21 protein-coding genes are annotated in these 21,021 nt (G+C 33.1%); 7 read left to right on the top strand and 14 right to left on the bottom strand.

Translation table 11 applies throughout. The features are described from left to right. Positions 1 to 13 precede the first annotated feature (13 nt). From ACE01P_RS07035 to hflX, 3 genes are all read left to right on the top strand, one after another. Positions 14 to 1,351: a DUF5689 domain-containing protein gene (locus tag ACE01P_RS07035; protein ID WP_379695670.1), complete on the top strand. Its 1,338-nt coding sequence runs from the start codon at positions 14 to 16 to the stop codon at positions 1,349 to 1,351. 137 nt (positions 1,352 to 1,488) lie between these two features. Continuing rightward, positions 1,489 to 2,346, top strand: a complete 858-nt coding sequence (locus ACE01P_RS07030) for a hypothetical protein (protein WP_379695668.1) — start codon at positions 1,489 to 1,491, stop codon at positions 2,344 to 2,346. A 162-nt stretch (positions 2,347 to 2,508) separates the two neighbouring features. Next, positions 2,509 to 3,741, top strand: coding sequence for a GTPase HflX (hflX, locus tag ACE01P_RS07025; protein WP_379695665.1), 1,233 nt, complete (start codon positions 2,509 to 2,511; stop codon positions 3,739 to 3,741). 60 nt (positions 3,742 to 3,801) lie between these two features. On the opposite strand, the gene ACE01P_RS07020 is transcribed toward hflX, so the two are convergent. The 7 genes from ACE01P_RS07020 to ACE01P_RS06990 form a co-directional block, all read right to left on the bottom strand. Beyond that, a complete protein-coding gene (locus ACE01P_RS07020) occupies positions 3,802 to 4,752 on the bottom strand; it encodes a DUF3078 domain-containing protein (RefSeq protein WP_379695663.1) in 951 nt (316 codons plus the stop codon). Between the two features lie 78 nt (positions 4,753 to 4,830). Then, positions 4,831 to 5,340, bottom strand: coding sequence for a DUF2480 family protein (locus ACE01P_RS07015; protein ID WP_379695661.1), 510 nt, complete (start codon positions 5,338 to 5,340; stop codon positions 4,831 to 4,833). Positions 5,341 to 5,414: 74 nt separating this feature from the next. After that, the gene (locus tag ACE01P_RS07010) at positions 5,415 to 5,738 is read right to left on the bottom strand and encodes an SUF system Fe-S cluster assembly protein (protein WP_379695659.1); all 324 of its coding nucleotides are present in this window, start codon (positions 5,736 to 5,738) and stop codon (positions 5,415 to 5,417) included. Positions 5,739 to 5,824: 86 nt separating this feature from the next. Continuing rightward, positions 5,825 to 6,235 carry a GxxExxY protein gene (locus tag ACE01P_RS07005; RefSeq protein WP_379695657.1) on the bottom strand — a complete coding sequence of 137 codons (411 nt, stop codon included), beginning with the start codon at positions 6,233 to 6,235 and terminating at the stop codon, positions 5,825 to 5,827. A 135-nt stretch (positions 6,236 to 6,370) separates the two neighbouring features. Further along, entirely contained in the window at positions 6,371 to 6,796 is a 426-nt protein-coding gene (locus ACE01P_RS07000; protein WP_379695655.1) for a SufE family protein, read from the bottom strand. A gap of 2 nt (positions 6,797 to 6,798) precedes the next feature. Then, the gene (locus tag ACE01P_RS06995; RefSeq protein ID WP_379695653.1) at positions 6,799 to 7,152 is read right to left on the bottom strand and encodes a hypothetical protein; all 354 of its coding nucleotides are present in this window, start codon (positions 7,150 to 7,152) and stop codon (positions 6,799 to 6,801) included. Positions 7,153 to 7,228: 76 nt separating this feature from the next. Next, positions 7,229 to 8,443 carry an aminotransferase class V-fold PLP-dependent enzyme gene (locus ACE01P_RS06990; RefSeq protein ID WP_379695651.1) on the bottom strand — a complete coding sequence of 405 codons (1,215 nt, stop codon included), beginning with the start codon at positions 8,441 to 8,443 and terminating at the stop codon, positions 7,229 to 7,231. Positions 8,444 to 8,662: 219 nt separating this feature from the next. On the opposite strand from ACE01P_RS06990, the gene ACE01P_RS06985 reads away from it, so the two are divergent. Both ACE01P_RS06985 and ACE01P_RS06980 read left to right on the top strand, forming a co-directional pair. Continuing rightward, positions 8,663 to 10,012: a serine hydrolase domain-containing protein gene (locus tag ACE01P_RS06985; protein WP_379695649.1), complete on the top strand. Its 1,350-nt coding sequence runs from the start codon at positions 8,663 to 8,665 to the stop codon at positions 10,010 to 10,012. Positions 10,013 to 10,015: 3 nt separating this feature from the next. Further along, entirely contained in the window at positions 10,016 to 10,486 is a 471-nt protein-coding gene (locus tag ACE01P_RS06980; RefSeq protein WP_379695647.1) for a hypothetical protein, read from the top strand. 58 nt (positions 10,487 to 10,544) lie between these two features. Here the strand turns inward: ACE01P_RS06980 and sufD are convergent, their stop codons facing one another. The 5 genes from sufD to ACE01P_RS06955 form a co-directional block, all read right to left on the bottom strand. After that, a complete protein-coding gene (sufD, locus tag ACE01P_RS06975) occupies positions 10,545 to 11,861 on the bottom strand; it encodes a Fe-S cluster assembly protein SufD (RefSeq protein WP_379695645.1) in 1,317 nt (438 codons plus the stop codon). Positions 11,862 to 11,926: 65 nt separating this feature from the next. Then, complete coding sequence (gene sufC / locus ACE01P_RS06970; RefSeq protein ID WP_008466070.1) at positions 11,927 to 12,673, bottom strand: Fe-S cluster assembly ATPase SufC; 747 nt, start codon at positions 12,671 to 12,673, stop codon at positions 11,927 to 11,929. An 11-nt stretch (positions 12,674 to 12,684) separates the two neighbouring features. Continuing rightward, positions 12,685 to 13,173 carry a flavodoxin family protein gene (locus ACE01P_RS06965; RefSeq protein ID WP_379695642.1) on the bottom strand — a complete coding sequence of 163 codons (489 nt, stop codon included), beginning with the start codon at positions 13,171 to 13,173 and terminating at the stop codon, positions 12,685 to 12,687. Positions 13,174 to 13,180: 7 nt separating this feature from the next. Next, positions 13,181 to 14,629, bottom strand: coding sequence for a Fe-S cluster assembly protein SufB (gene sufB, locus ACE01P_RS06960; protein WP_379695640.1), 1,449 nt, complete (start codon positions 14,627 to 14,629; stop codon positions 13,181 to 13,183). Between the two features lie 88 nt (positions 14,630 to 14,717). After that, a complete protein-coding gene (locus ACE01P_RS06955) occupies positions 14,718 to 15,047 on the bottom strand; it encodes an iron-sulfur cluster assembly accessory protein (RefSeq protein WP_012023267.1) in 330 nt (109 codons plus the stop codon). Between the two features lie 333 nt (positions 15,048 to 15,380). On the opposite strand from ACE01P_RS06955, the gene ACE01P_RS06950 reads away from it, so the two are divergent. Together ACE01P_RS06950 and ACE01P_RS06945 are read left to right on the top strand one after the other, a co-directional pair. Further along, positions 15,381 to 16,295: a hypothetical protein gene (locus ACE01P_RS06950; protein ID WP_379695638.1), complete on the top strand. Its 915-nt coding sequence runs from the start codon at positions 15,381 to 15,383 to the stop codon at positions 16,293 to 16,295. Between the two features lie 78 nt (positions 16,296 to 16,373). Then, positions 16,374 to 17,231, top strand: a complete 858-nt coding sequence (locus ACE01P_RS06945; protein WP_379695636.1) for an MBL fold metallo-hydrolase — start codon at positions 16,374 to 16,376, stop codon at positions 17,229 to 17,231. A gap of 75 nt (positions 17,232 to 17,306) precedes the next feature. Here ACE01P_RS06945 and ACE01P_RS06940 read toward each other — a convergent pair whose 3' ends face one another. Both ACE01P_RS06940 and ACE01P_RS06935 read right to left on the bottom strand, forming a co-directional pair. After that, positions 17,307 to 20,045 (bottom strand): LamG-like jellyroll fold domain-containing protein, encoded by a 2,739-nt coding sequence (locus ACE01P_RS06940; protein WP_379695634.1) that lies wholly within the window; start codon positions 20,043 to 20,045, stop codon positions 17,307 to 17,309. Positions 20,046 to 20,329: 284 nt separating this feature from the next. Then, on the bottom strand, positions 20,330 to 21,019 hold the full coding sequence (locus tag ACE01P_RS06935) for a hypothetical protein (RefSeq protein WP_379695632.1): 690 nt from the start codon (positions 21,017 to 21,019) through the stop codon (positions 20,330 to 20,332). Positions 21,020 to 21,021 lie beyond the last annotated feature (2 nt).

The raw sequence follows: 21,021 nt of genomic DNA, 5'->3' as shown, positions 1-21,021 counted from the left end.
AAAATTATTTCTAATGAAAAAACTAATTTTATTTTTCACCTTATCCATAATATTCAGCTGCAGTAAAGGAGTTGAAAATCCAGAATTAGCTTGTACACAGCCAAATTTTACTGCAAACGAAACGGCAGAAAAAGTATATGAACTCACAGGGACAACAGCTAAGCAATATTTGTACGATGATATTATTGAAGCTTATGTAGTTTCGAGCGATGAAGGAGGGAATTTTTTCAAAACAATTTCATTACAGACAAAAGAAACTGAAAAAGTACCAGCTATTGGTTTTAGTGTATCTATTGACGCTACAAATACTTTTATCGATTATCGTGTGGGGAATAAAGTATATGTAAGACTGAAAAATCAGTTTACAGATTTATATTATGGTGGTGTAAGGATTGGGAGTTTGTATGTGAGTAATGCTGGAGATCCAACAATTGGAAGAATTTCTCAAAATGAGTACAAAAATGTATTAAACGCTTCGTGTACCAATATAGACGAGAATCAGTTGGTAAAATCTCTTTCTATGGAGGAAGCACTTTCAGATGATAAGCTCAATACTTTGATTGAATTAAACGATGTTGAGTTTACCGAAGCAGCGCTAGGACGCCATTATTTTGAAGAAGCCAATAATGTAGGAGGTTCAACCAATTGGTATTTGAGAGATAAAACAGGGAATCAGGTTATTTTTAGAACGAGCGCTTATGCAAAATTTGCAGATCACTTTGTGCCAGAAGGGAACGGGAAAGTTAGAGGTATACTAACAAAATTTGGTTCAGATTATCAATTTATGGTTCGTTATGAAAGTGACATTGCAATGAACGGGAAAAGAAGTACGCCATTCTTTTCGGAAGATTTTCAATCCGTTAAAAACAATGTGAATTTTGTACTTCCTGGCTGGAGCAATATTGTAGAAAAGGCTTCGAAATTATGGGAAAGCACAGTGTATTCTGGAAATGGGTATGCAGAATTTAATACTACAAGCACCACTGCAGCCGAGAATGTGGCTTGGCTGGTTTCGCCTAAAATAGATCTTACAAGTTATAAGAATATTATCCTTTCGTTTAGAAGTGCGCAACATGATTTGAAAGTTGATTCGCCTTTAAATGCTTTAGAGGTTTATATTTCAACCAATTTTGATGGGTCAAGTGTTACGAAAGCAAGATGGATAAAATTGGATGCAAAAGTCCCGACACTTTCAACACCTTCCCGTGAATTTATAAGTTCTGGCGGAATCGATCTTTCTGCTTATTCTGGAAATATAAATATTGCGTTTAAGTACATCGGATCTGGAAAAGATAAAACGTTAAACGGCGCTTTTATGGTAGATGACATAAAGATATTTGGGGAGAAGTAAGAAGTAATTTAGAATAATGAAAATAATAGGTTGATTTTTAAAGTATTATTGAAAAGTTTGTAGTTTTTGTATTTCAAAACGTGAAAATCTAATTGAATTTTGTATTTTGGTCGTCCCAAATCAATACAAAAACAAATATGAAAACCTACTTTATTGCCATCTTAATGATGGTGTTTCCTTGCTTGATGCACAGTCAAGACGACGTTAAACTAAAGCAGATTAACATTGTAAAGACAAATTACCAAAACTCTAAAGACGGAGAAATTGTTAACAAAACAATGGTTTTTAAAGAGGGTAAACTTCAAACCATAACTACTTCAGATGTTGTACAGCATTTCTATTACAACAAAAATGGATTACTGGATATGACAGTAAAAGATAAAGTTGGAAGTGATTGGAAAGAAGTCATAAATTACACTTACGACGCAGATAAGAACATTACCAAATTTGTAAAAAAATACCAAGAAGGACCAAATTATATTACAAAAGTGGTTTCGTTTGTTTATGAAGGAGCAAGGGTAAAAGTAACTACAAAAAAGAGCACTAATCACCAAAACTTAGTAGACGATATTGAATATCTTGTTGAAAACGGAATTATCGTAAGACGTACTTCACGTGATAGAAATAAAGCTATTATCGGAAAATTAGAATATGTTTATGTAAACGATAACGTATCGAGACATAAAGGATTAGTGGGAGATAAAATCTCTAAATCATATACTTACGATGATAAAAAATCGGTTGATCAATTAATAGTTCAAAGTCTTTTTGGAGATAATTACAAAGTAATCGTTCCGATGATTTCTTATCACGAAGAAGAATTTGAGTTTGAAGCAATTTCATATAACAACGAAATGAATTTCAGCCCATCATCAACAGCTTTAGTTGCGGTGAGCAGAAAATACAAATACAACAAATTAAATTATCCAATTTCTTGTTCTCAAATAGAAGAAAACGGAATTGTGAAAACGGAAAAAACGTTTATTTACGAATAAAGGTTTTAAACTTAGACCATTCATTTGAAAAGTGGAACTTTAGTTGAGTTTATCTTAACGGGTTCCATTTTTTTTGAAGTATAGTTTAATATAAATGTAAAAACAAAATTGTATAATTGATTGTAGCTGACAAATGATTAAATTTGTAGCTTATTCGAGACTATGTTAGATAAAGAAGTTATAAATTTTGAGAGAACAGTAATTGTTGGTATTGTTACTCAGAGTCAAAGTGAAGAAAAACTAAATGAATATTTAGACGAATTGGAGTTTCTAACTTTTACCGCTGGAGGTGAGGTTATTAAGCGCTTTTCGCAGAAAATGGAACGCCCTAATCCGAAGACTTTTGTAGGGACGGGAAAAATTGATGAGATCAATCTTTTTGTGGTTGAAAATAAAATATCGACTGTAATTTTTGATGACGAATTAACGCCATCACAACAAAAAAATATCTCAAGAATTATTGACTGTAAAATCTTAGACAGAACAAACTTGATTCTAGATATTTTTGCACAAAGAGCAGAAACTTCATACGCAAGAACACAGGTTGAGTTGGCGCAATGCCAATATTTATTGCCAAGACTTTCTGGTTTATGGACACACCTTGAGCGCCAAAAAGGGGGTATCGGTATGCGTGGACCTGGAGAAACGGAGATTGAAACCGATAGACGTATTGTTCGTGATAGAATTTCGTTGCTAAAAGAGAAAATCAAGACGATTGACAAACAAATGGGAATTCAGCGCAGCAATCGCGGTGCAATGGTTCGTGTCGCGTTGGTTGGATATACCAATGTTGGAAAATCGACATTGATGAATGCAATCGGTAAAAGTGATGTTTTTGTTGAAAATAAATTATTCGCAACCTTAGATACAACAGTTCGAAAAGTGGTTATAAAAAACCTGCCTTTTTTACTTTCGGATACGGTTGGATTTATTAGAAAACTGCCAACACAATTGGTAGATTCTTTTAAAAGTACGTTAGATGAGGTTCGTGAAGCTGATTTGCTTTTACATGTTGTAGATATTTCGCATCCTGATTTTGAAGATCATATTGAATCGGTTAATAGGATTTTGCAAGAAATAAAAAGTAACGATAAACCAACCATAATGGTTTTTAATAAAATCGATACTTACAAACATCTTACTATCGATGAAGATGATTTGATTACAGAAAGAACTCGTAAACATTATACTCTTGGCGAATGGAAACAGACGTGGATGAGTAATGTTGGGGAAGATAAAGCGTTGTTTATTTCTGCTAGAAACAAAGAAAACTTTGAGGAATTTAGAGAGAGAGTTTATGAAGCGGTTCGCCAGATTCATATAACTCGATTCCCATATAATAACTTCTTGTATCCAGATTATAAGGATGCAGTCGAAAAAGACGAAGAAGAATAAAAAAAGCGCTCCAATTGAGAGCGCTTTTTTTATGTTATATGTTTGGCTTGCTTCGGATCATTAGAATCCAAAGCTAATTCCTAAGCCGAATACCTGTCTGGTTTGGAATCCGCGGAAAGCATTATCATCATATATTGCCTGAAATGAGAAATTTGCAGACAGAAATTTATTTACTTTCATGATAATATTAAGAGAATAATCCATGTCTACATTTTGAGGGTCTTCTAAATAGTTTGAGTAAAGGTTTAAAGTGTTTTCTGCGGTAACATTGGTCATAATGGCTAATTTGTAATAAATCGATGAGTAGAAACCTAATTCGTAACGCATAGTTTTGCCTTCGTCCACTCCAAAATAAGCGCCATCTACATAAGGCAGGCCAGTAAATCTATCAATTCCACTTGTATAGGCGTTGTCTACAAAAGTGAATTTTGAAGTTAGAGGAGCAAAATTTATTTTTAAATTTTCGTCTTTAGACCAGTATATACCAGGTCCAGTGGTTAGATATCCAGGTGACATGAACTTAGTTTGCTCCGTTCTGATTTCTTTCCCGTTTGCATCCTGTCCGTAAAGGTATCCAGTTGTAAATTGTGTTCTGAAATTTAGGAAATAAGAGTAATACCATTCTCCAAATGCTCTTTTTCCGACTATAGAGTTGAATTCGAGTCTATCATCAGTTTTCTTTTCAAAATCGGCATTTTTAGTCTGCAATAAACCATATGAGGCTAAAAGTTTATTGTCCCAAGTGACATCGTCTTTTTTGTAGTTGAAATCGTAATTGACTCCCAATGTTCCAGAAAAGCTGTCTTCTCCTCCCGCAATCCAGTTATTAAAACTAGATTGATTCAATAAAAGAGAGACAATTCCTTTCGTTTTCCATCCTTCTCCTTCTATGGTGTCGTTAATTTTTTTTACTGCTTTTTCAGTATTTTTGACTAGCTCTTTTTCTGAATTTTGGGCTTGTACAAATGTGAAGTTTACTAAAATGAAAAGTAATAGAGTTAGCTTTCTCATGGTTTTTAGTTTAGAGTGTATTATCAAATATACTAAAAACCAATGGAAAGTTAAGGGGTATTAGCCTGTTATTGCAGGTTATTTCTTAGATTCTTTGTATAAAGGTACTGCTGAACATGCCTCGCCATACATAATACTTCTTGCAAATGGCTGAAGATAAGTTGTAGCTAAAATGTAAGCTCTCATCGGAACTGGTTTTCTAGAGCAGCCTTTTACAATGACAGGTTTGCCTTTATAAGCAGAATAATCAATTGTGCTTAGAATTTCTTCGTAAAGACTTGCATCCAGATCTTCAATAGTTCCGTTAACTACTTTTTTTGCAAAAGGTGCTAAATGAACGCTTACTAAAATTAATGCCCAAGCAGGAATGATAGCATCTGTACTGCAATTTACAGCCACATATTGATCTTGATATTGCGACCAATCATGGTTTTTAAGATGTTCTCTAAAGTCTTTTTCTTTCAATAAAAATCCTTCCAAAAGCCATTGCGAAATGTCAATTTGCATACGCATTCCCTTTGGATAATAATCCTCTAAATCAAAGACTTCTAAAGCACTATTGGCAACTTTATTGATAATTTCTTCCATTTTTTTTAAGTTTTCAGTCACAGTTTTCAGTCTCAGCTGAACACTGAGACTGAGACTGTAAGCTGTATACTTTTTTAAAGCATTCCTAATTCTAATTTCGCTTCTTCGCTCATTAAATCTTTGCTCCAAGGCGGATCGAAAGTAATTTCAACGTCTACATCTTTGATGTTTTCAATTGTTTTTACTTTTTCTTCTACTTCTCTTGGTAAACTTTCAGCAACTGGGCAGTTTGGAGAAGTAAGCGTCATTAAGATTTTTACTTCGTAATCTGTGTTTACCATTACATCGTAAATTAATCCTAATTCGTAAATATCTACAGGGATTTCAGGATCGTAAATGCCTTTTAAAACTCTTACGATTGATTCTCCTAATTCGTTTGTGTCTATTTCTTGTACCATTTTTTTGTTTTTTCCACCATATAAGTAATATAAGAAAATTTAAGTTTTGACTTGTACTACCTAAAATGTGTTTAATAATTGTTTTTTTAATCTTCTAGCCATCGATATAATTCGTTGACATATGTTTTTTGACCTTCATGATAAATATTTGTTACATTAAAATTTATCATTAATCCTATTGGAGATTCTAAAAGCTTCATATAAGACATTAGTTTGGCGACGTGTATTGGAATAATTTGATAAACAGCTTTTAATTCAAGAACTAAACAATTTTCAATAAATAAATCACATCTTAGATCTGATTCTAACTCCAAACCTTTGTATTCAACAGGAATCTTCAATTCTGATTGAAAATTAATTCCTCTCAAGGAAAGTTCTTTAATCATACATTGATGATAAATGCTTTCTAAAAGCCCTGCCCCAATTTTTCTATGAACTTCAATCGCCGCCCCATTGACCCGATATATCAAATCAGTCAAATATTTCTTTGTTATCATTACTTTTTTTAGCAATAATACAAATAAAAAGAAAGATAAATCTCACTTTGTTTTTTTCTAACCATCTAAATATATAAGAAAATCTAAGTCTTGTTTTACATGAACTTATATGACTTATATGGTTTAAAAATTTCTCTATTTTTTGTTTTTAGCATCAAAAGCCAAAGCGTACATTTTGATGTTTTTAATCATCGAAACCAAACCGTTGGCACGTGTTGCTGATAAATGTTCTTTTAATCCGATTTCGTCAATAAAATCAGTGTCTGCTTCCAGAATATCTTTTGCTTTTTGATTAGAGAAAGCACGAATTAAAATCGCAATTATTCCTTTTGTCAAAATAGCATCGCTATCTGCGGTGAAAACAATTTTATCATCTTGCTGTTCACCTTGTAACCAAACTTTCGACTGGCAGCCTTTGATTAAATTCTCGTCGGTTTTGTATTCTTCTTTGATTAACGGAAGACTTTTTCCTAATTCGATGATGTATTCATAACGCTGCATCCAGTCATCAAACATTGAAAATTCGTCTATTATTTCGTCTTGAATTTCTTTTATCGTCATAATTATTCTTTAGAAAAATCAACTAATAAATTTACTAGTTTTTCGATTTCTTTTGGTGGAAAACCATTGTCGAAACCAGGAGTTTCATAGGTTTTTCCATCTTTTGTTACTTTTAAATTTCCTATTGCAGCACCATCATAAGTACGTTTGTCAGTAGGTGCTTTTAAAGTGCTTAAACTTTCCAAGTTAACTTTCGAAAATGCATCAACGATTTGATTCCATTTTGCATCATCGATATTGTTTTTAACAGGTTCAGCGTTACGGTCTTTAGCAACAGAAACTGTTTTGTCTTGAACAGTTATCACTTTGTAATAACCTCTTGAAAGGGCAGAATATTCAATTTGAGTCGATTTCATATCTGCTTTTTTTTGACTGCAACATCCTGATGCAATAAAAAGTGTTACAAGTAATATTGATAGTATTCGCATATTTTTAGCTTAACATAGTTTGTGCTTTTTTCACAGCATCGACCATTGCGTCAATTTCTTCTTTTGTATTGTAGAAAGAGAAAGAAGCACGAATTGTTCCTGGAATACAGAAGAAATTCATGATTGGTTGCGCGCAATGATGTCCTGTTCTAACCGCAATTCCTAATTTATCTATAATAGAACCAACATCATACGGATGGATTCCATCAATATTAAACGAAATTACAGAAGCTTTATTTTTTCCTGTTCCATAGATTCTGATGCCTTTAATTTCAGATAAACGTTTTGTAGCGTGATCTAAAAGTTCGTGCTCGTATGCTTGAATATTTTCGAAACCAACTTCATTTAAATAATCAATTGCAGTTCCTAAAACAATTCCGCCAGCGATATTTGGAGTTCCAGCTTCAAATTTATGAGGAAGATCAGCGTAAGTTGTTTTCTCGAAAGTAACTTCTTTAATCATCTCTCCACCACCTTGATAAGGAGGAAGTTTGTTTAACCAAGTCTCTTTTCCATACAAAATTCCAGTTCCTGTTGGACCGCACATTTTATGACCAGAAAAAGCATAAAAATCGCAATCTAATTCCTGAACGTCTGGCTTTAAATGTGGAACAGCCTGTGCACCATCAATTAAAACGGCAGCACCAACAGCGTGAGCTTTGTCAATAATATATTTAATTGGGTTGATGATTCCCAATGCATTTGAAATATGATTTACAGTGACGATTTTCGTTTTGTCTGAAAGCAATTTGTCAAATTCTTCCATGATCAATTCTCCATTGTCATTGATTGGAATAACTTTTAAAATTGCTCCAGTTTTCTCGCATAACATTTGCCAAGGCACAATATTGCTATGGTGTTCCAAAGAAGAAACAACTACTTCATCACCAGGTTTTAAAATCGAAGCAAATCCGTTTGCGACTAAGTTAATTCCGTGTGTAGTTCCTGATGTAAAAAGCACTTCGTGAGCATGTTTTGCATTGATGTGCTCTTTTACTTTTCCACGAGCAACCTCATAAGCATCAGTTGCTAACTGGCTTAAAGTGTGAACGCCACGGTGAATGTTGGCGTTGATTTCGTTATAATATTTTACTTCTGCATCAATTACAACTTGTGGTTTTTGCGAAGTAGCTCCGTTGTCGAAATATACTAATGGCTTTCCGTTTACAGTTTGAGAAAGTATCGGGAAATCAGCTCTTATTTTTTGAATATCTAGCATGTCTTATTTAGAAAAAATCTATTTACAAAAGTACTAAAACTAAATTTGTTTATGCAGAAATTCTATAATTTCCTTTTATGGCGCCATTGCCTCAAGGCGTAAATGTTGATTCCGTAAAAATCAATTCGGTTTTCTGAATTATCTGAAACAGTTTTCTAATTTGACACTTAAAATCGTGAACATAAATTATTTATATTGCAGTAAAAATATCTAATCATTATGAAAAAATTTCTCAAAGTATTCCTTCTTGTATTGGTTCTGGCTTTTTTGTACTTCGGATTTACGACGTATCCGAAACTTGATTTGATTTCTGGTTTTTCGGCTAAAAGTGTCGCTTCTGGACATTTTATAGACAATCGTCCGTTGGATTTAATTCAAAAAACTGACAATGATATTAAAATGATTGATTTGGCTAAAAACTCAATTGATGATGCTGGGAAGTTTGCAATTGCTTCAGTTTATGGATTGAAAGAAAGAAAAGCAATTTATCGAGAAGGTCTTGGAGCAACTTTGATTGATGATAATTTTGATGTTTCTAAGCCATATTTGCTTCCAAAAAGAACGAAACTAGAAAATAATCTTCCTTTTCCATACGGAAATAACGAACCAAAAGATTCAGCATTTTCGAATGTTGATTATTCAAAATTGAAAAAAGCGGTTGATAATGCTTTCGACAAAACTGGAGGAAGAATTAAAAGAACTCGTGCGGTTGTAGTTTTATACAAAGACCATTTAATTGCTGAAAAATACGATACAGGATTTAATAAAGACAGTAAAATTTTAGGCTGGTCGATGACGAAAAGTATCACAAGTTCGGCTTTTGGAGTTTTGGCAAAACAAGGAAAAATCGATATTTATAAACCTTCTCCAGTTGCAGAATGGAAAAATGACGAACGCAAAAATATTACACTTAACGATCTGCTTCACATGAATTCGGGTTTAGAATGGGAAGAGAATTACAGCACAATCTGCGACGCTACAAAAATGCTTTTTCAAGCTGAAGATATGGGAAAAGTGCAATTGGAAAAACCGGCGCAATTTAAACCAAACACACATTGGAATTATTCTTCTGGAACAACCAATTTATTATCTCTGATTTTAAGAAGACAATTTAAAACACAACAAGAATATCTTGATTTTTGGTACAGCGCCGTAATCGACAAAATCGGAATGAACTCGATGATTGTTGAACAAGATATGAGCGGAACTTTCGTCGGATCATCTTATGGATGGGCAACACCGCGCGATTGGTCAAAATTTGGATTATTATATCTGCATAAGGGAAATTGGAACGGCGAACAAATCCTTGACGAAAGCTGGGTGAAATACACCGCAACTCCAACCAATACTTCAGAAGGAAAATATGGAGCTCAATTTTGGTTAAACGCAGGAGGAAAATTCCCAGATGTTCCTCGTGATATGTATTATTGCAGCGGTTATCAAGGTCAAATGGTAGCGATTATTCCATCAAAAGATATGGTAATTGTGAGAATGGGAGTTAGGGAAGAAGAACCAGGATTTGATTTTAATGGATTTTTGAAAGAGGTTATGGATAGTGTGAAGAAATAATAAATGGCAATTTTAAAAAGAATAGAAAATGAAGAGCTTTATTTATATATGAATGGAGTTCTAATATATAAACGCTGGCTCAGTTCCGGAAATTCTAAAATATTTGACATAATGGCTTATGACAAATATACGTTAATGACTTATAATGATTTAGAATATGAAAATTCAAGTGAATTGCTGCCTGTTAAAGCTAAAATTAGATTAAAAGGTACTCTAGAAGGAGGAAGGCGAACAGGAATTATTAGTGGTTATCGACCTAATCATGTTTTTGAATATGGGAGCGATGGAAAAATAAATCAAACTTTTATGGGAGATATTATTTTTGAAAATAAAACTACCATAGAACCAGGTGAAGAAAGAATAGTTACAGTAAGGTTTTTGCTTAATCAGCCCATCGAAAAGTATCTTAGTAAAGGACAAATCTGGTGGATTCACGAAGGGCCTAATTTAGTTGGAAATGCGGAAATCATATAAAATAAAAACCCGATAAGTTTTTAAAGCTTATCGGGTTTTTATTTGTTAAAAGAATCTATTACAAATCAAATCCTAAATTCACGCCCAATTTCATGGCAATGATTTTAGTAATTCTTTGTTTTAATTCAGGTATTTTGATGCTTTCGATAACAGCATTTGAGAATGCGTACATCAATAAAGCTTTAGCTTCTTTTTTCGGGATTCCGCGAGACTGCATGTAGAACATTGCTGTTTCATCAAGCTGTCCAACAGTACATCCGTGAGAACATTTTACGTCATCAGCAAAAATTTCCAATTGTGGTTTTGCATTGATTGTCGCTTTATCACTCAATAAAATGTTGTTGCTTTTTTGGAAAGCGTTTGTTTTTTGAGCTTCTTTCTCAACCAAAACTTTTCCGTTGAAAACTCCTGTCGAACGATCAGAGAAAATTCCTTTATAATCTTGGAAACTTTCGCAGTTTGGTTGCGCGTGGTTTACCAAAGTATAATGGTCAACGTGTTGTTTGTCATTTAAGATCGAAATTCCGTTCAACGTACTAGTTAATCTTTCGCCGAAATGGTAAAAGTTTAAGTTGTTACGTGTAAGGTTTCCTCCAAATGAGAAAGTATGAACATAAGCGTGGCTTTCTTGTTGTTGAGAAACATAAGTGTTATCAACTAAATTCGCTTCGCTATTGTCGTTTTGAATTTTATAGTAATCAACAATCGCACGTTTTTGAGCGAAAATCTCTGTAACTGAATTTGTTAAAACCGGATTTTCATTCAAACTTTGGTGACGCTCAATAATTTGAACATGTGAATTTTCACCAACAATAACCAAATTTCTTGGCTGAACCATTAAAGCAGCTTCATTACCAGTTGAGAAATACATGATTTCAATTGGTTTATCAGCAACTTTTTTCTTCGGAATATTGATAAATGCACCTTCAATCGCAAAAGCAGTATTCAATGAAGTCAAACTATCATCTTTACTTGCAATTTGGTTGAAGTAGGTGTCAATAACCATTTTATATTTTGGTTTGGTCAATGCCGAAGACATCAAACAAACATCGATTCCGTCGTGAGTTGTAGAAGACAAATGCGAACTGAAAACACCATCAATAAAAACTAATTTATAAGTGTCAATTTCGTGTAAAAAGTATTTTTTTACCTGATTAAATTCGATTGCGCTTTCCTGCTTTGGAAAAACCGTAAAGTCATTTTTTAAGATGGCATTTAGCGATGTATATTTCCAAGCTTCTTCCTTTTTGGTTGGGAAACCTTTATTTTCGAAGTTTTTTATAGCATTTGTACGGATGTCATGCAAATCTGAATGCACATCAACACGCTCTTCAAAAGCCATAAAAGACGATACTAATTTTTCTTTTAAATCCATTTCTTTAGTTATAAGTTATGAGTTATAAGTTATGAGTTTGGTAAACTGTAAACTGTAACTGTAAACTAGTTTTCTGCTTTAATCCAGTCGTATCCTTTTTCTTCTAATTCGTAAGCCAACTCTTTTCCGCCTGATTTTACGATTCTACCGTTGTAAAGAACGTGAACGAAATCTGGAACGATATAATCTAACAAACGTTGGTAGTGTGTAATAACGATAATTGCGTTTTTGTCGCTTTTTAATTTGTTTACACCATTAGCCACAATTCTTAAAGCATCGATATCAAGACCTGAATCGGTTTCGTCAAGAATAGCTAATTTTGGCTCTAACATTGCCATTTGGAAAATCTCATTTCTTTTTTTCTCTCCTCCAGAAAAACCTTCATTTAAAGAACGAGATAAAAATTTACGGTCGATTTCTAACAATTCAGATTTCTCACGAATCACTTTAAGCATTTCGTTTGCAGGCATTTCTTCCTGTCCGTTTGCTTTACGCGTTTCGTTGATAGCAGTTTTCATAAAGTTAGTCACGCTAACTCCAGGAATTTCTACCGGATATTGAAAAGAAAGGAAAACACCTTTGTGTGCTCTTTCTTCAGGAGCTAAATCAGCAAGATCTTCTCCGTCAAGAATTACCTCTCCGTCTGTAACTTCATAATTTTCGTTTCCTGCAATAACAGCAGAAAGTGTACTTTTTCCAGAACCGTTTGGTCCCATTATCGCGTGAACTTCTCCAGCTTTAACTTCTATATTAATTCCCTTAAGGATTTCTTTATCACCAATCGCGGCGTGAAGGTTTTTTATTGATAACATTGTTCTTTATTTTATATAAATGTCAATTCTATTTTTGTTTGTTGGTTTAGGATGTTTGCATTGTAATGCGCATGTCCTAAATATTCCATGCCTAAATAATCGGCTGATTTTTGAAACGGAATGTAAAAACTCTCTTCGATTTCATTATCGTGTGAATTTGTAATTACTCCGATTTTCTTTCCTCTTAGTTTTCTTCCGGTTTCTTTTTCAATTCGGATTAAATCTGAAATTCTGTCGAAAAAGACCTTCATAATTCCGCTCATATTATACCAATAAATGGGCGTTGCAAAAATTAAAGTGTCATACTTTTCGATAATTCCTCTAATCAGAGGCAAAAAATCGTCGCCTATATTTTTGCTTTCGTAATCATAATAGGAAATAGTATAATCACTTAAATTAATTACATCTATGTTGTGTTCTTTCGAAATTTCATCCACAATTTTTGTTGTGTTTCCGTTTTTTCTGGAAGAACCTAAAATGATGACTGTTTTATTTTCCATCTTCAAATTAACCTACAGATCCTTCTAAAGAAATTTCTAATAGTTTTTGAGCTTCAACAGCAAATTCCATTGGAAGTTTGTTTAATACATCTTTACTGAAACCGTTTACAATTAAGGCAATCGCTTTTTCAGTCGGAATACCTCTTTGGTTGCAATAGAAAACTTGATCTTCACCAATTTTACTTGTAGTTGCTTCGTGCTCGATTTTTGCAGATGGATTTTTACTTTCGATATAAGGGAAAGTATGCGCCCCACAATTGTTACCCATTAATAATGAGTCACATTGAGAAAAGTTTCTTGCATTTTCTGCTCTTGGCGAAATTTGCACTAAACCACGGTAGCTATTTTGTGATTTTCCAGCCGAAATACCTTTAGAAATGATAGTCGATTTAGTGTTTTTACCTAAATGGATCATTTTTGTTCCAGTATCCGCTTGTTGGAAATTATTTGTAACAGCGATAGAATAAAATTCTCCTACTGAATTATCTCCTTTAAGTACACAAGAAGGGTATTTCCAAGTTACAGCAGAACCTGTTTCAACCTGTGTCCAAGAAATTTTAGCGTTTGTTTCGCATAAACCTCTTTTCGTTACGAAGTTGTAAACTCCACCTTTTCCTTCTTTATTTCCAGGGAACCAGTTTTGAACTGTAGAATATTTGATTTCAGCATCATCCAAAGCGATTAATTCAACTACAGCTGCGTGCAATTGATTTTCATCACGGCTTGGTGCTGTACATCCTTCAAGGTAAGAAACGTAACTTCCAGCATCAGCAATAACTAAAGTTCTTTCGAATTGTCCAGTTCCTGCTTGGTTGATTCTGAAATACGTTGAAAGTTCCATCGGACATTTTACACCTTTTGGAATATAACAGAAACTTCCATCAGAGAAAACAGCTGAATTCAAAGCGGCATAAAAGTTATCTTTCTGAGGGACAACAGTACCTAAATATTTTTTTACTAATTCTGGATGCTCTTTAATTGCTTCAGAAATTGGACAGAAAATAATTCCTTTTTCTGCCAAAGTTTTCTTGAAAGTTGTAGCAACAGAAACAGAATCGACAACGATATCCATAGCGATATTGTTCATTTTTTTCTGTTCGTCTACAGAGATTCCTAACTTTTTGTACATCTCTAATAATTCAGGATCTACATCATCCAAAGTTTTATTAGGATCTACAGCTTTTGGAGCTGAATAATAAGAAATCGCCTGAAAATCTGGTTTTTCGTAATGAACATTTGCCCATTCTGGCTCAATCATTTCTTTCCATGCACGGAAAGCTTCGATACGCCATTCGGTCATCCACTCAGGTTCTTCTTTTTTAAGAGAAATAGCTCTTACAATCTCTTCGTTTAAGCCAATAGGAAAAGTTTCAGATTCTATATTAGTATAAAATCCGTACTCATATTCTTTAGTTTCCAGTTCGATTTTTAAATCGTCTTCGGTGTATTTGCTCATTATATTTTTTAATGTTGTCTTAAAGTTTTTAAGGTCTAAAGGAAAGTCAATTGGCAGTCTTTAAGACTTTCTGACTTTCTGCTTTTGACTATAAAGAGAATGATTCCCCGCATCCGCAAGTTCTGCTCGCGTTCGGATTATTGAAAACAAATCCTTTTCCGTTTAATCCGCCAGAGAATTCTAGAATTGTTCCAGCTAAATAAAGGAATGATTTTTTTTCAACAGCAATTTGTATGTCGTTATCAACGAATATTTTGTCGTCTTCTCCTTTGGTTTTGTCAAACTTTAAATCGTAAGACAAACCAGAGCATCCACCACTTTTTACGCCTACTCTTACGTAGTCGCTTGCGGCGTCAAAACCATCATCAGTCATCAAATCGATGATTTTCTTTTTAGCAGTATCAGAAACTTTTATCATTTTATATAGTATTTATCTTTTTCAACATTCCTTTTAAATCATTCAAAAATAGTAATCAAATTATTACAATTAAAGTGCTGTATGTCAATGTTGAAATGAAATTATCTGCAAAGATACGACTTAAAAACCTTTTTCCATAACGGTTCACATTATTATAACAAATGTGAAAATAGATATTAGTTATTTTGATAAAATGGATATGGAAATTTAAAAACGAAATTTCTTTTTCAGAATCAAGCTGCAAATGTCGCTCTTAAATGTTAAAAAACAAGTATTTATACTGATTTATAGCGGTTATTAATTTGATACTTTTGCGAAAAATTGTGAGTAATTATGAAAAAACAACATAAAAATAAGTGGCTGAAACCCTTATTGGCAGTAATTTTTGTTTTTGGATTAGGTGCTGCAGTCCTAGTTTTTAGCAGTGAATCTGATAAAATAAAAGAAGACGATAAAATCGAAAATAAAAAAGACTTAGCTGCTAATAGCGAAACAACTGAGCAGGAAAATATTTTAGATTCGTTAAATACACTGAAAGCGGCTTATGATTTAGTGCTTTTAGAAAATACATCTTTGTCTAAAGAGCTGGAATTGGAGCGCAAGAATGTCGAAAATTTGATGGAAATCATTAAAGTTTCGCAAAATCCATCTGCCGATCAAATTAGAATTTACAGAAACCAACTTTCTGGACTACGGTCTTCGTTGGACAGTAAAGTAACGGAGATTAAAAAATTGAAATCTCAGAATAAAAATTTATTGACAGAAATAGAAAGCCAAAATGTTGTCATGTATCAGCAAAAGGCAGAAAATGACACTTTAATTTCTAAACAAAAGAAATTAGAATCGACTCTTAAAGATGCTTCAAAGCTTTATTTAAGCAATTTTAAAGCAATTGCACTTCGTGAAAAAAGTTCTGGAGCAGAATTGGAAACGACAAAAGCAAAGAACACAAAAAAGCTTAAAATTAGTTTTACAGTTAATGGGAATGCTGTTGCAAAGACGGGAAGAAAAGTCTTTTATGTTCAGGTTTTAGATCAAAAAAATACGGTTTTAGGAGACAATAAATTGATTGAATTTGGAAATGATAAAGCGCTGGTTTATAGTTTCATTGTTAGCGCCGATTTTCAAGGAAAATCTCTAAATGCTTACGGAATTTTAAATGCAGATCAGTTTAAGAAAGGAACTTATTTTGTGAATTATTTTGATAAACAGGAAATAATGGGTAGCACTTCGATCACATTAGAATAATCGAGAAGTTTTTAATCTTAAATTTTTAGCAAAAGGAGTTTGAATTTTCTAGCTTTGTTCTTTTAGAAAATCATTCTCATGAAACTTTACCCAATAGAATCTGGAAATTTTAAGTTAGATGGAGGCGCGATGTTTGGCGTTGTTCCCAAAACAATTTGGAATAAAACCAATCCTGCCGATGCCAATAATTTGATTGATATTGCTGCGCGCTGTTTATTAATTGAAGACGGAAATCGTCTTATTTTAATTGATACCGGAATGGGCGATAAACAATCAGAAAAGTTCTTTGGGTATTATTCGCTTTGGGGGTCGCATTCTTTAGATAAGTCTTTAGCAAAATACGGATTCAATCGTGATGATATTACAGATGTTTTTATGACGCATTTGCATTTTGATCATTGCGGAGGAAGCGTGCAATGGAATTCGGATAAAACGGGTTACGAGCCTGCTTTTAAAAATGCTAAATTCTGGACAAACGAAAACCATTGGGAATGGGCAATAAAACCAAATCCTCGTGAAAAAGCTTCTTTCCTTTCGGAAAATATTCTGCCAATGCAGGAAAGCGGGCAATTGAATTTTGTTAAAAGGCCTGAATCTGATTTTGGTTTTTCAAAAGAATTAAATTTCGATATCTATTATGTTGACGGCCACACCGAAAAACAAATGATTCCGTACATAAAATACCAAGATAAAACGATTGTTTTTTGTGCCGATTTATTAGCTACAGCTGGACATATTCCGCTTCCTTATGTGATGGGATATGATACAAGACCTTTGCTGACAATGCCTGAGAAATCGAAATTTTTAAATTTAGCTGCAGATAACAATCATTATTTGTTTTTAGAACATGACGCTCATAATCAGATTATAACTGTCGAGCACACAGAAAAAGGAGTTCGATTAAAAGATGTTTTTACTTGTGAAGAAATTCTTTAAACAGAATATTTTAAATATAAAAAATCCCATTTTCATTCAGTTGAAAATGGGATTTTTAGATTTATTTAGTGATTATTATTCTACGATAACTTTTTTCGCAGAAGCGGCATCTCCATTAATTAAAAACACATAATAAACACCTCTTGGCAAGCCAGATAAATTGATTGTGTTGTCTGTATTTGCATTGTTTAAAGTAAAAGATTTTACTAATTGTCCTAGCGAATTGTAAACTGTCGCTTTGTCTAATGCAACATTACTGATGTTTATTTCTCCTTTTGTTGGATTCGGATAAATTACAGCTTGACTGCGAGTAGATTCATCAACGCCCAAAGTTTTACAAGTATTCGCATAAACAGTAGTTGATTCTTTAATATTTGACCAATTGGCATTCGAATAATTCTCATCATCAACTTGTATACAGCTAAGAGTTGTAAGCCCTAAGAAAGAAGTATATAATGCAGAAGCAGATTTTTTGCCAGTATTTGATGGCAAAATAAAATTAAGGTTATTTCCGTTTCGGATATTTAAAGAAACCAAAGGATTATTCACCGCATATACAATTGTAAGCTTAGTATTTTTGGACACATCTAATGTTGTAAGCTGGTTGTTGCTCACGTCTAAGGTTGTTAATGAAGTAAAATATTCAAGTCCAGTTAAATTCTTGATATTACTGTTTGAAAGATCCAAACTTGTAATAGAATTGACATCTGCAATTGTAATTTTTCCGTTTAAGCCGTCAGTGTCAATTCCTAGATCGATTAATTTTTGCTCAAAATTACTATCAGGAATTGTAGCATAGAATTCAGGACAGTTCGTGTTGTAACTAGCTGTTCCGTCTTTTATAGTTGCCCAATTTGCGTTAGCATATGCAACATCATCAACCTGAATACATGTCAAATCAGGATTGTTGGAAAAATTAGATTTTTTGCTATAGAAATTTTTATTGTTTCCATTTTTTAAATTCAGAGTTCTAAGTTTGTTGTTAGAACAATCTAAAGTATCTAAAAGAGTATTTTTAGATAAATCTAAAGAAGTTAGTTCATTTCCAGAAACCTTTAATCCTCTAAGTGAAGTAAAACCGCTAATCCCTGTTAAATCCTTTATACCATATTGTCCAACGTATAAATGCTCTACTTTGGAGATGCTAGTATTCAATACTTTTCCATTTTTACCATCTTTATCTATGTCAAGCATGATTAATCTATCTTCAAAATTACTGTCAGGGATTAATGTATATTCCTCTAGACAGTTTGTGTTGAAATTTGCGGTGGCATCTTTAAGAGTAGCCCAATTTGCGTTTGAATGAACAGCGTCATCAACTTGAATACAAGTCAAATTTGGATTGTTTGTAAATTTTGTATAATTGTTTAGAAGGAAATTTTTATTATTTCCATTCTTCAAATTTAGACTCGTTAATTGATTAGAAACAGCATATAAACCAACCATGGAAGTATTTATGCTAATGTCTAAAGTGGTTAGTTGGTTTTTTGAACAGTTTACATATTCTAAAACTTTATTTTTGCTTAAATTCAAATCTGTTATTTGATTAGACTGACAATACAACTCTGTTAGAGTAGTGATTTTAGAAACATCCAATGAGGTTAATTTATTTTCACGGCAATCCAGCAGTTTTAAAGCTGTATTATTACTTACATCTAAACTAGTTAATTGACTTGTATTACAGCCCAAAAATGTTAAAGCAGTATTTGAGCTTACATCCAAAGAAGTATATTGGTTTGCACCCGAATCTAATTTTGTTAACGCCGTATTTGCTTTAATATCTAAACTAGTTAATTGATTGGCATAGCAGCTCAAAGTGAGCAAAGCAATATTATTGCTTACGTCTAAAGAGGTTATTCTATTGCTACTACAGTCTAAAGTAGTTAGAGCGGTATTTTTACTTATATTTAGTGTTGTTAATGAATTTTGACCACAATGCAAATAAGTTAATGATGCAAAATCTTGTATTCCTGTTAAATCTGAAATATTACTTTTGGTAACGTCTAAGAACATTAGAGTGCTAATATTCTTGGTAAGAACTTTTCCATTTAATCCATCAGTATCAATTCCTAATTCGATTAATTTTTTCTCAAAATTAGTGTCAGGAATCAAGGTATAAGATGGTGGTCCAGGAGTATATAAAGCAGAAAGTTCTGCTGGAGTCAAGACACGATTCCAAATAGCAATATCATCTAAGGCTCCTTCGAAAAAGTCTTTTTCATTGTTTTTTCCTATTCTTAATGAATCGCCAAATCCGTTAGGGAACAAATCTGCAGTTCCAGACAATTCGAGAACATTATTGATATACAATGAAAAGAAATTAGTATTATCATCAAAAGTCAAAGCAAAAAAGGTCCACTGATTATTGAAGTAATTTTTTTGAGATGAAAAAGTTTGTTTTTCAAAAATGATATCTAAATAACCTTTAGCATAAAAACTCATTTTAAAAGCGTTATCTGGATTGTTCCCGTAATTTATTACTGCAAAATCCATGCTTTTGCTAATTGGCGAAAAGGCTTTAAACCAGCCAGTAATAGTTCGGGTATTATTGACTTGAGGATTATTTGCCAAATAAGGTTGCATGCTGCTGTTTATTCCATTAAATGAATAAGCAGAATTACTATTCCCAAACCGATCAGAGACAGGAGTTAGATTTGAAGGATTTCCGTTGATATTATGTCCGCTTATGTCATTTGCGTTTCCGTTAAAAGGATAGTAAAAAATCAGTCCATTTGCCGGAACATTCGAAGGAAGTGTCTGGGCAAAGGACGATAAACCGATAAAAAAAAGTAATAAAAGTAGTTTTGTTTTCATATTTATAGATAAGTAATTCTTTAGATTTTCTTTGTTTTTTTAAAGAGTTTTATTCTTAGATAATCATAGAAATGGCGCTTCTTAAAACAACCAAGTGTGTATTACAAAAGCAGCAAGAGTAATTTTATTTTCATAGGCTTAGTTTTTGTTTTTTTGGTTATGCAAGTATACGAATTGCAGCTTATTTTCTTACGAATCAAATAATTTAACGTTACAAAAAAAATCCCATTATCAACAGAATGAAAACGGGATTTTTTTAATTTAACTAACTGTAATTTTAAGTTTTAGTTTGTTTTGAATTTCCAAACTTGACCTACGGTTTCACCACCTTTATTGTCTTTTACAACAATTTTCCAATAATACTGCGTAGTAGGCTGAAGTGTAACATCAAATGATTTTGAACTTGCATTCTCGCTTACTTTTGCAGTTGGCGGATTTGCAGTTCCAAAATAGACATCATAAGTAAGAACATCTGAAGCATCAACATCCGATGCGTTCCATTTCAAACTTGCAGTTGTTGTGCTCAAAGCAGAATTGAATGTCGGAGAAATCAATTCTGGCAAAAAAGGCAAATGATTCACAACAGCTTCTCCTGAAGTATAAAATTTAAATGTTGAAGAATAAGCGCTTGATAGACCTTTAGTGTCAGTTGCTTTTACTCTCCAGTAATATGCCGTGTTTTTATCTAATTGTAAAGTGCTTGTAGAAAGAGATGCATTATCTAATGTCATTGCAATTTGACTGAATGCATTGTCTTTTGCAATTTGAATCTGATATGCGATAACATCTTTCTCTGCATCTGTAGAAGCTTGCCATTGAAAAGACACATTATTGTCTAAACATAATTTATTGTCAACAGGAAGCGAAAGCACAGGAACAGTTGGCGCCGTATTCTCTGCAGGTTTCGGATCGTCACCGCCGCTACAAGCTGCAAAGGATAAACTAATAATTAATAGATATATAGAATTCTTCATTT

This window comes from Flavobacterium sp. HJSW_4 (assembly GCF_042436695.1).
Classification (GTDB): Bacteria; Bacteroidota; Bacteroidia; order Flavobacteriales; family Flavobacteriaceae; genus Flavobacterium.
Note: the sequence above shows the minus strand (reverse complement) of the source record. Positions and strands in the feature narration are given on the sequence as shown.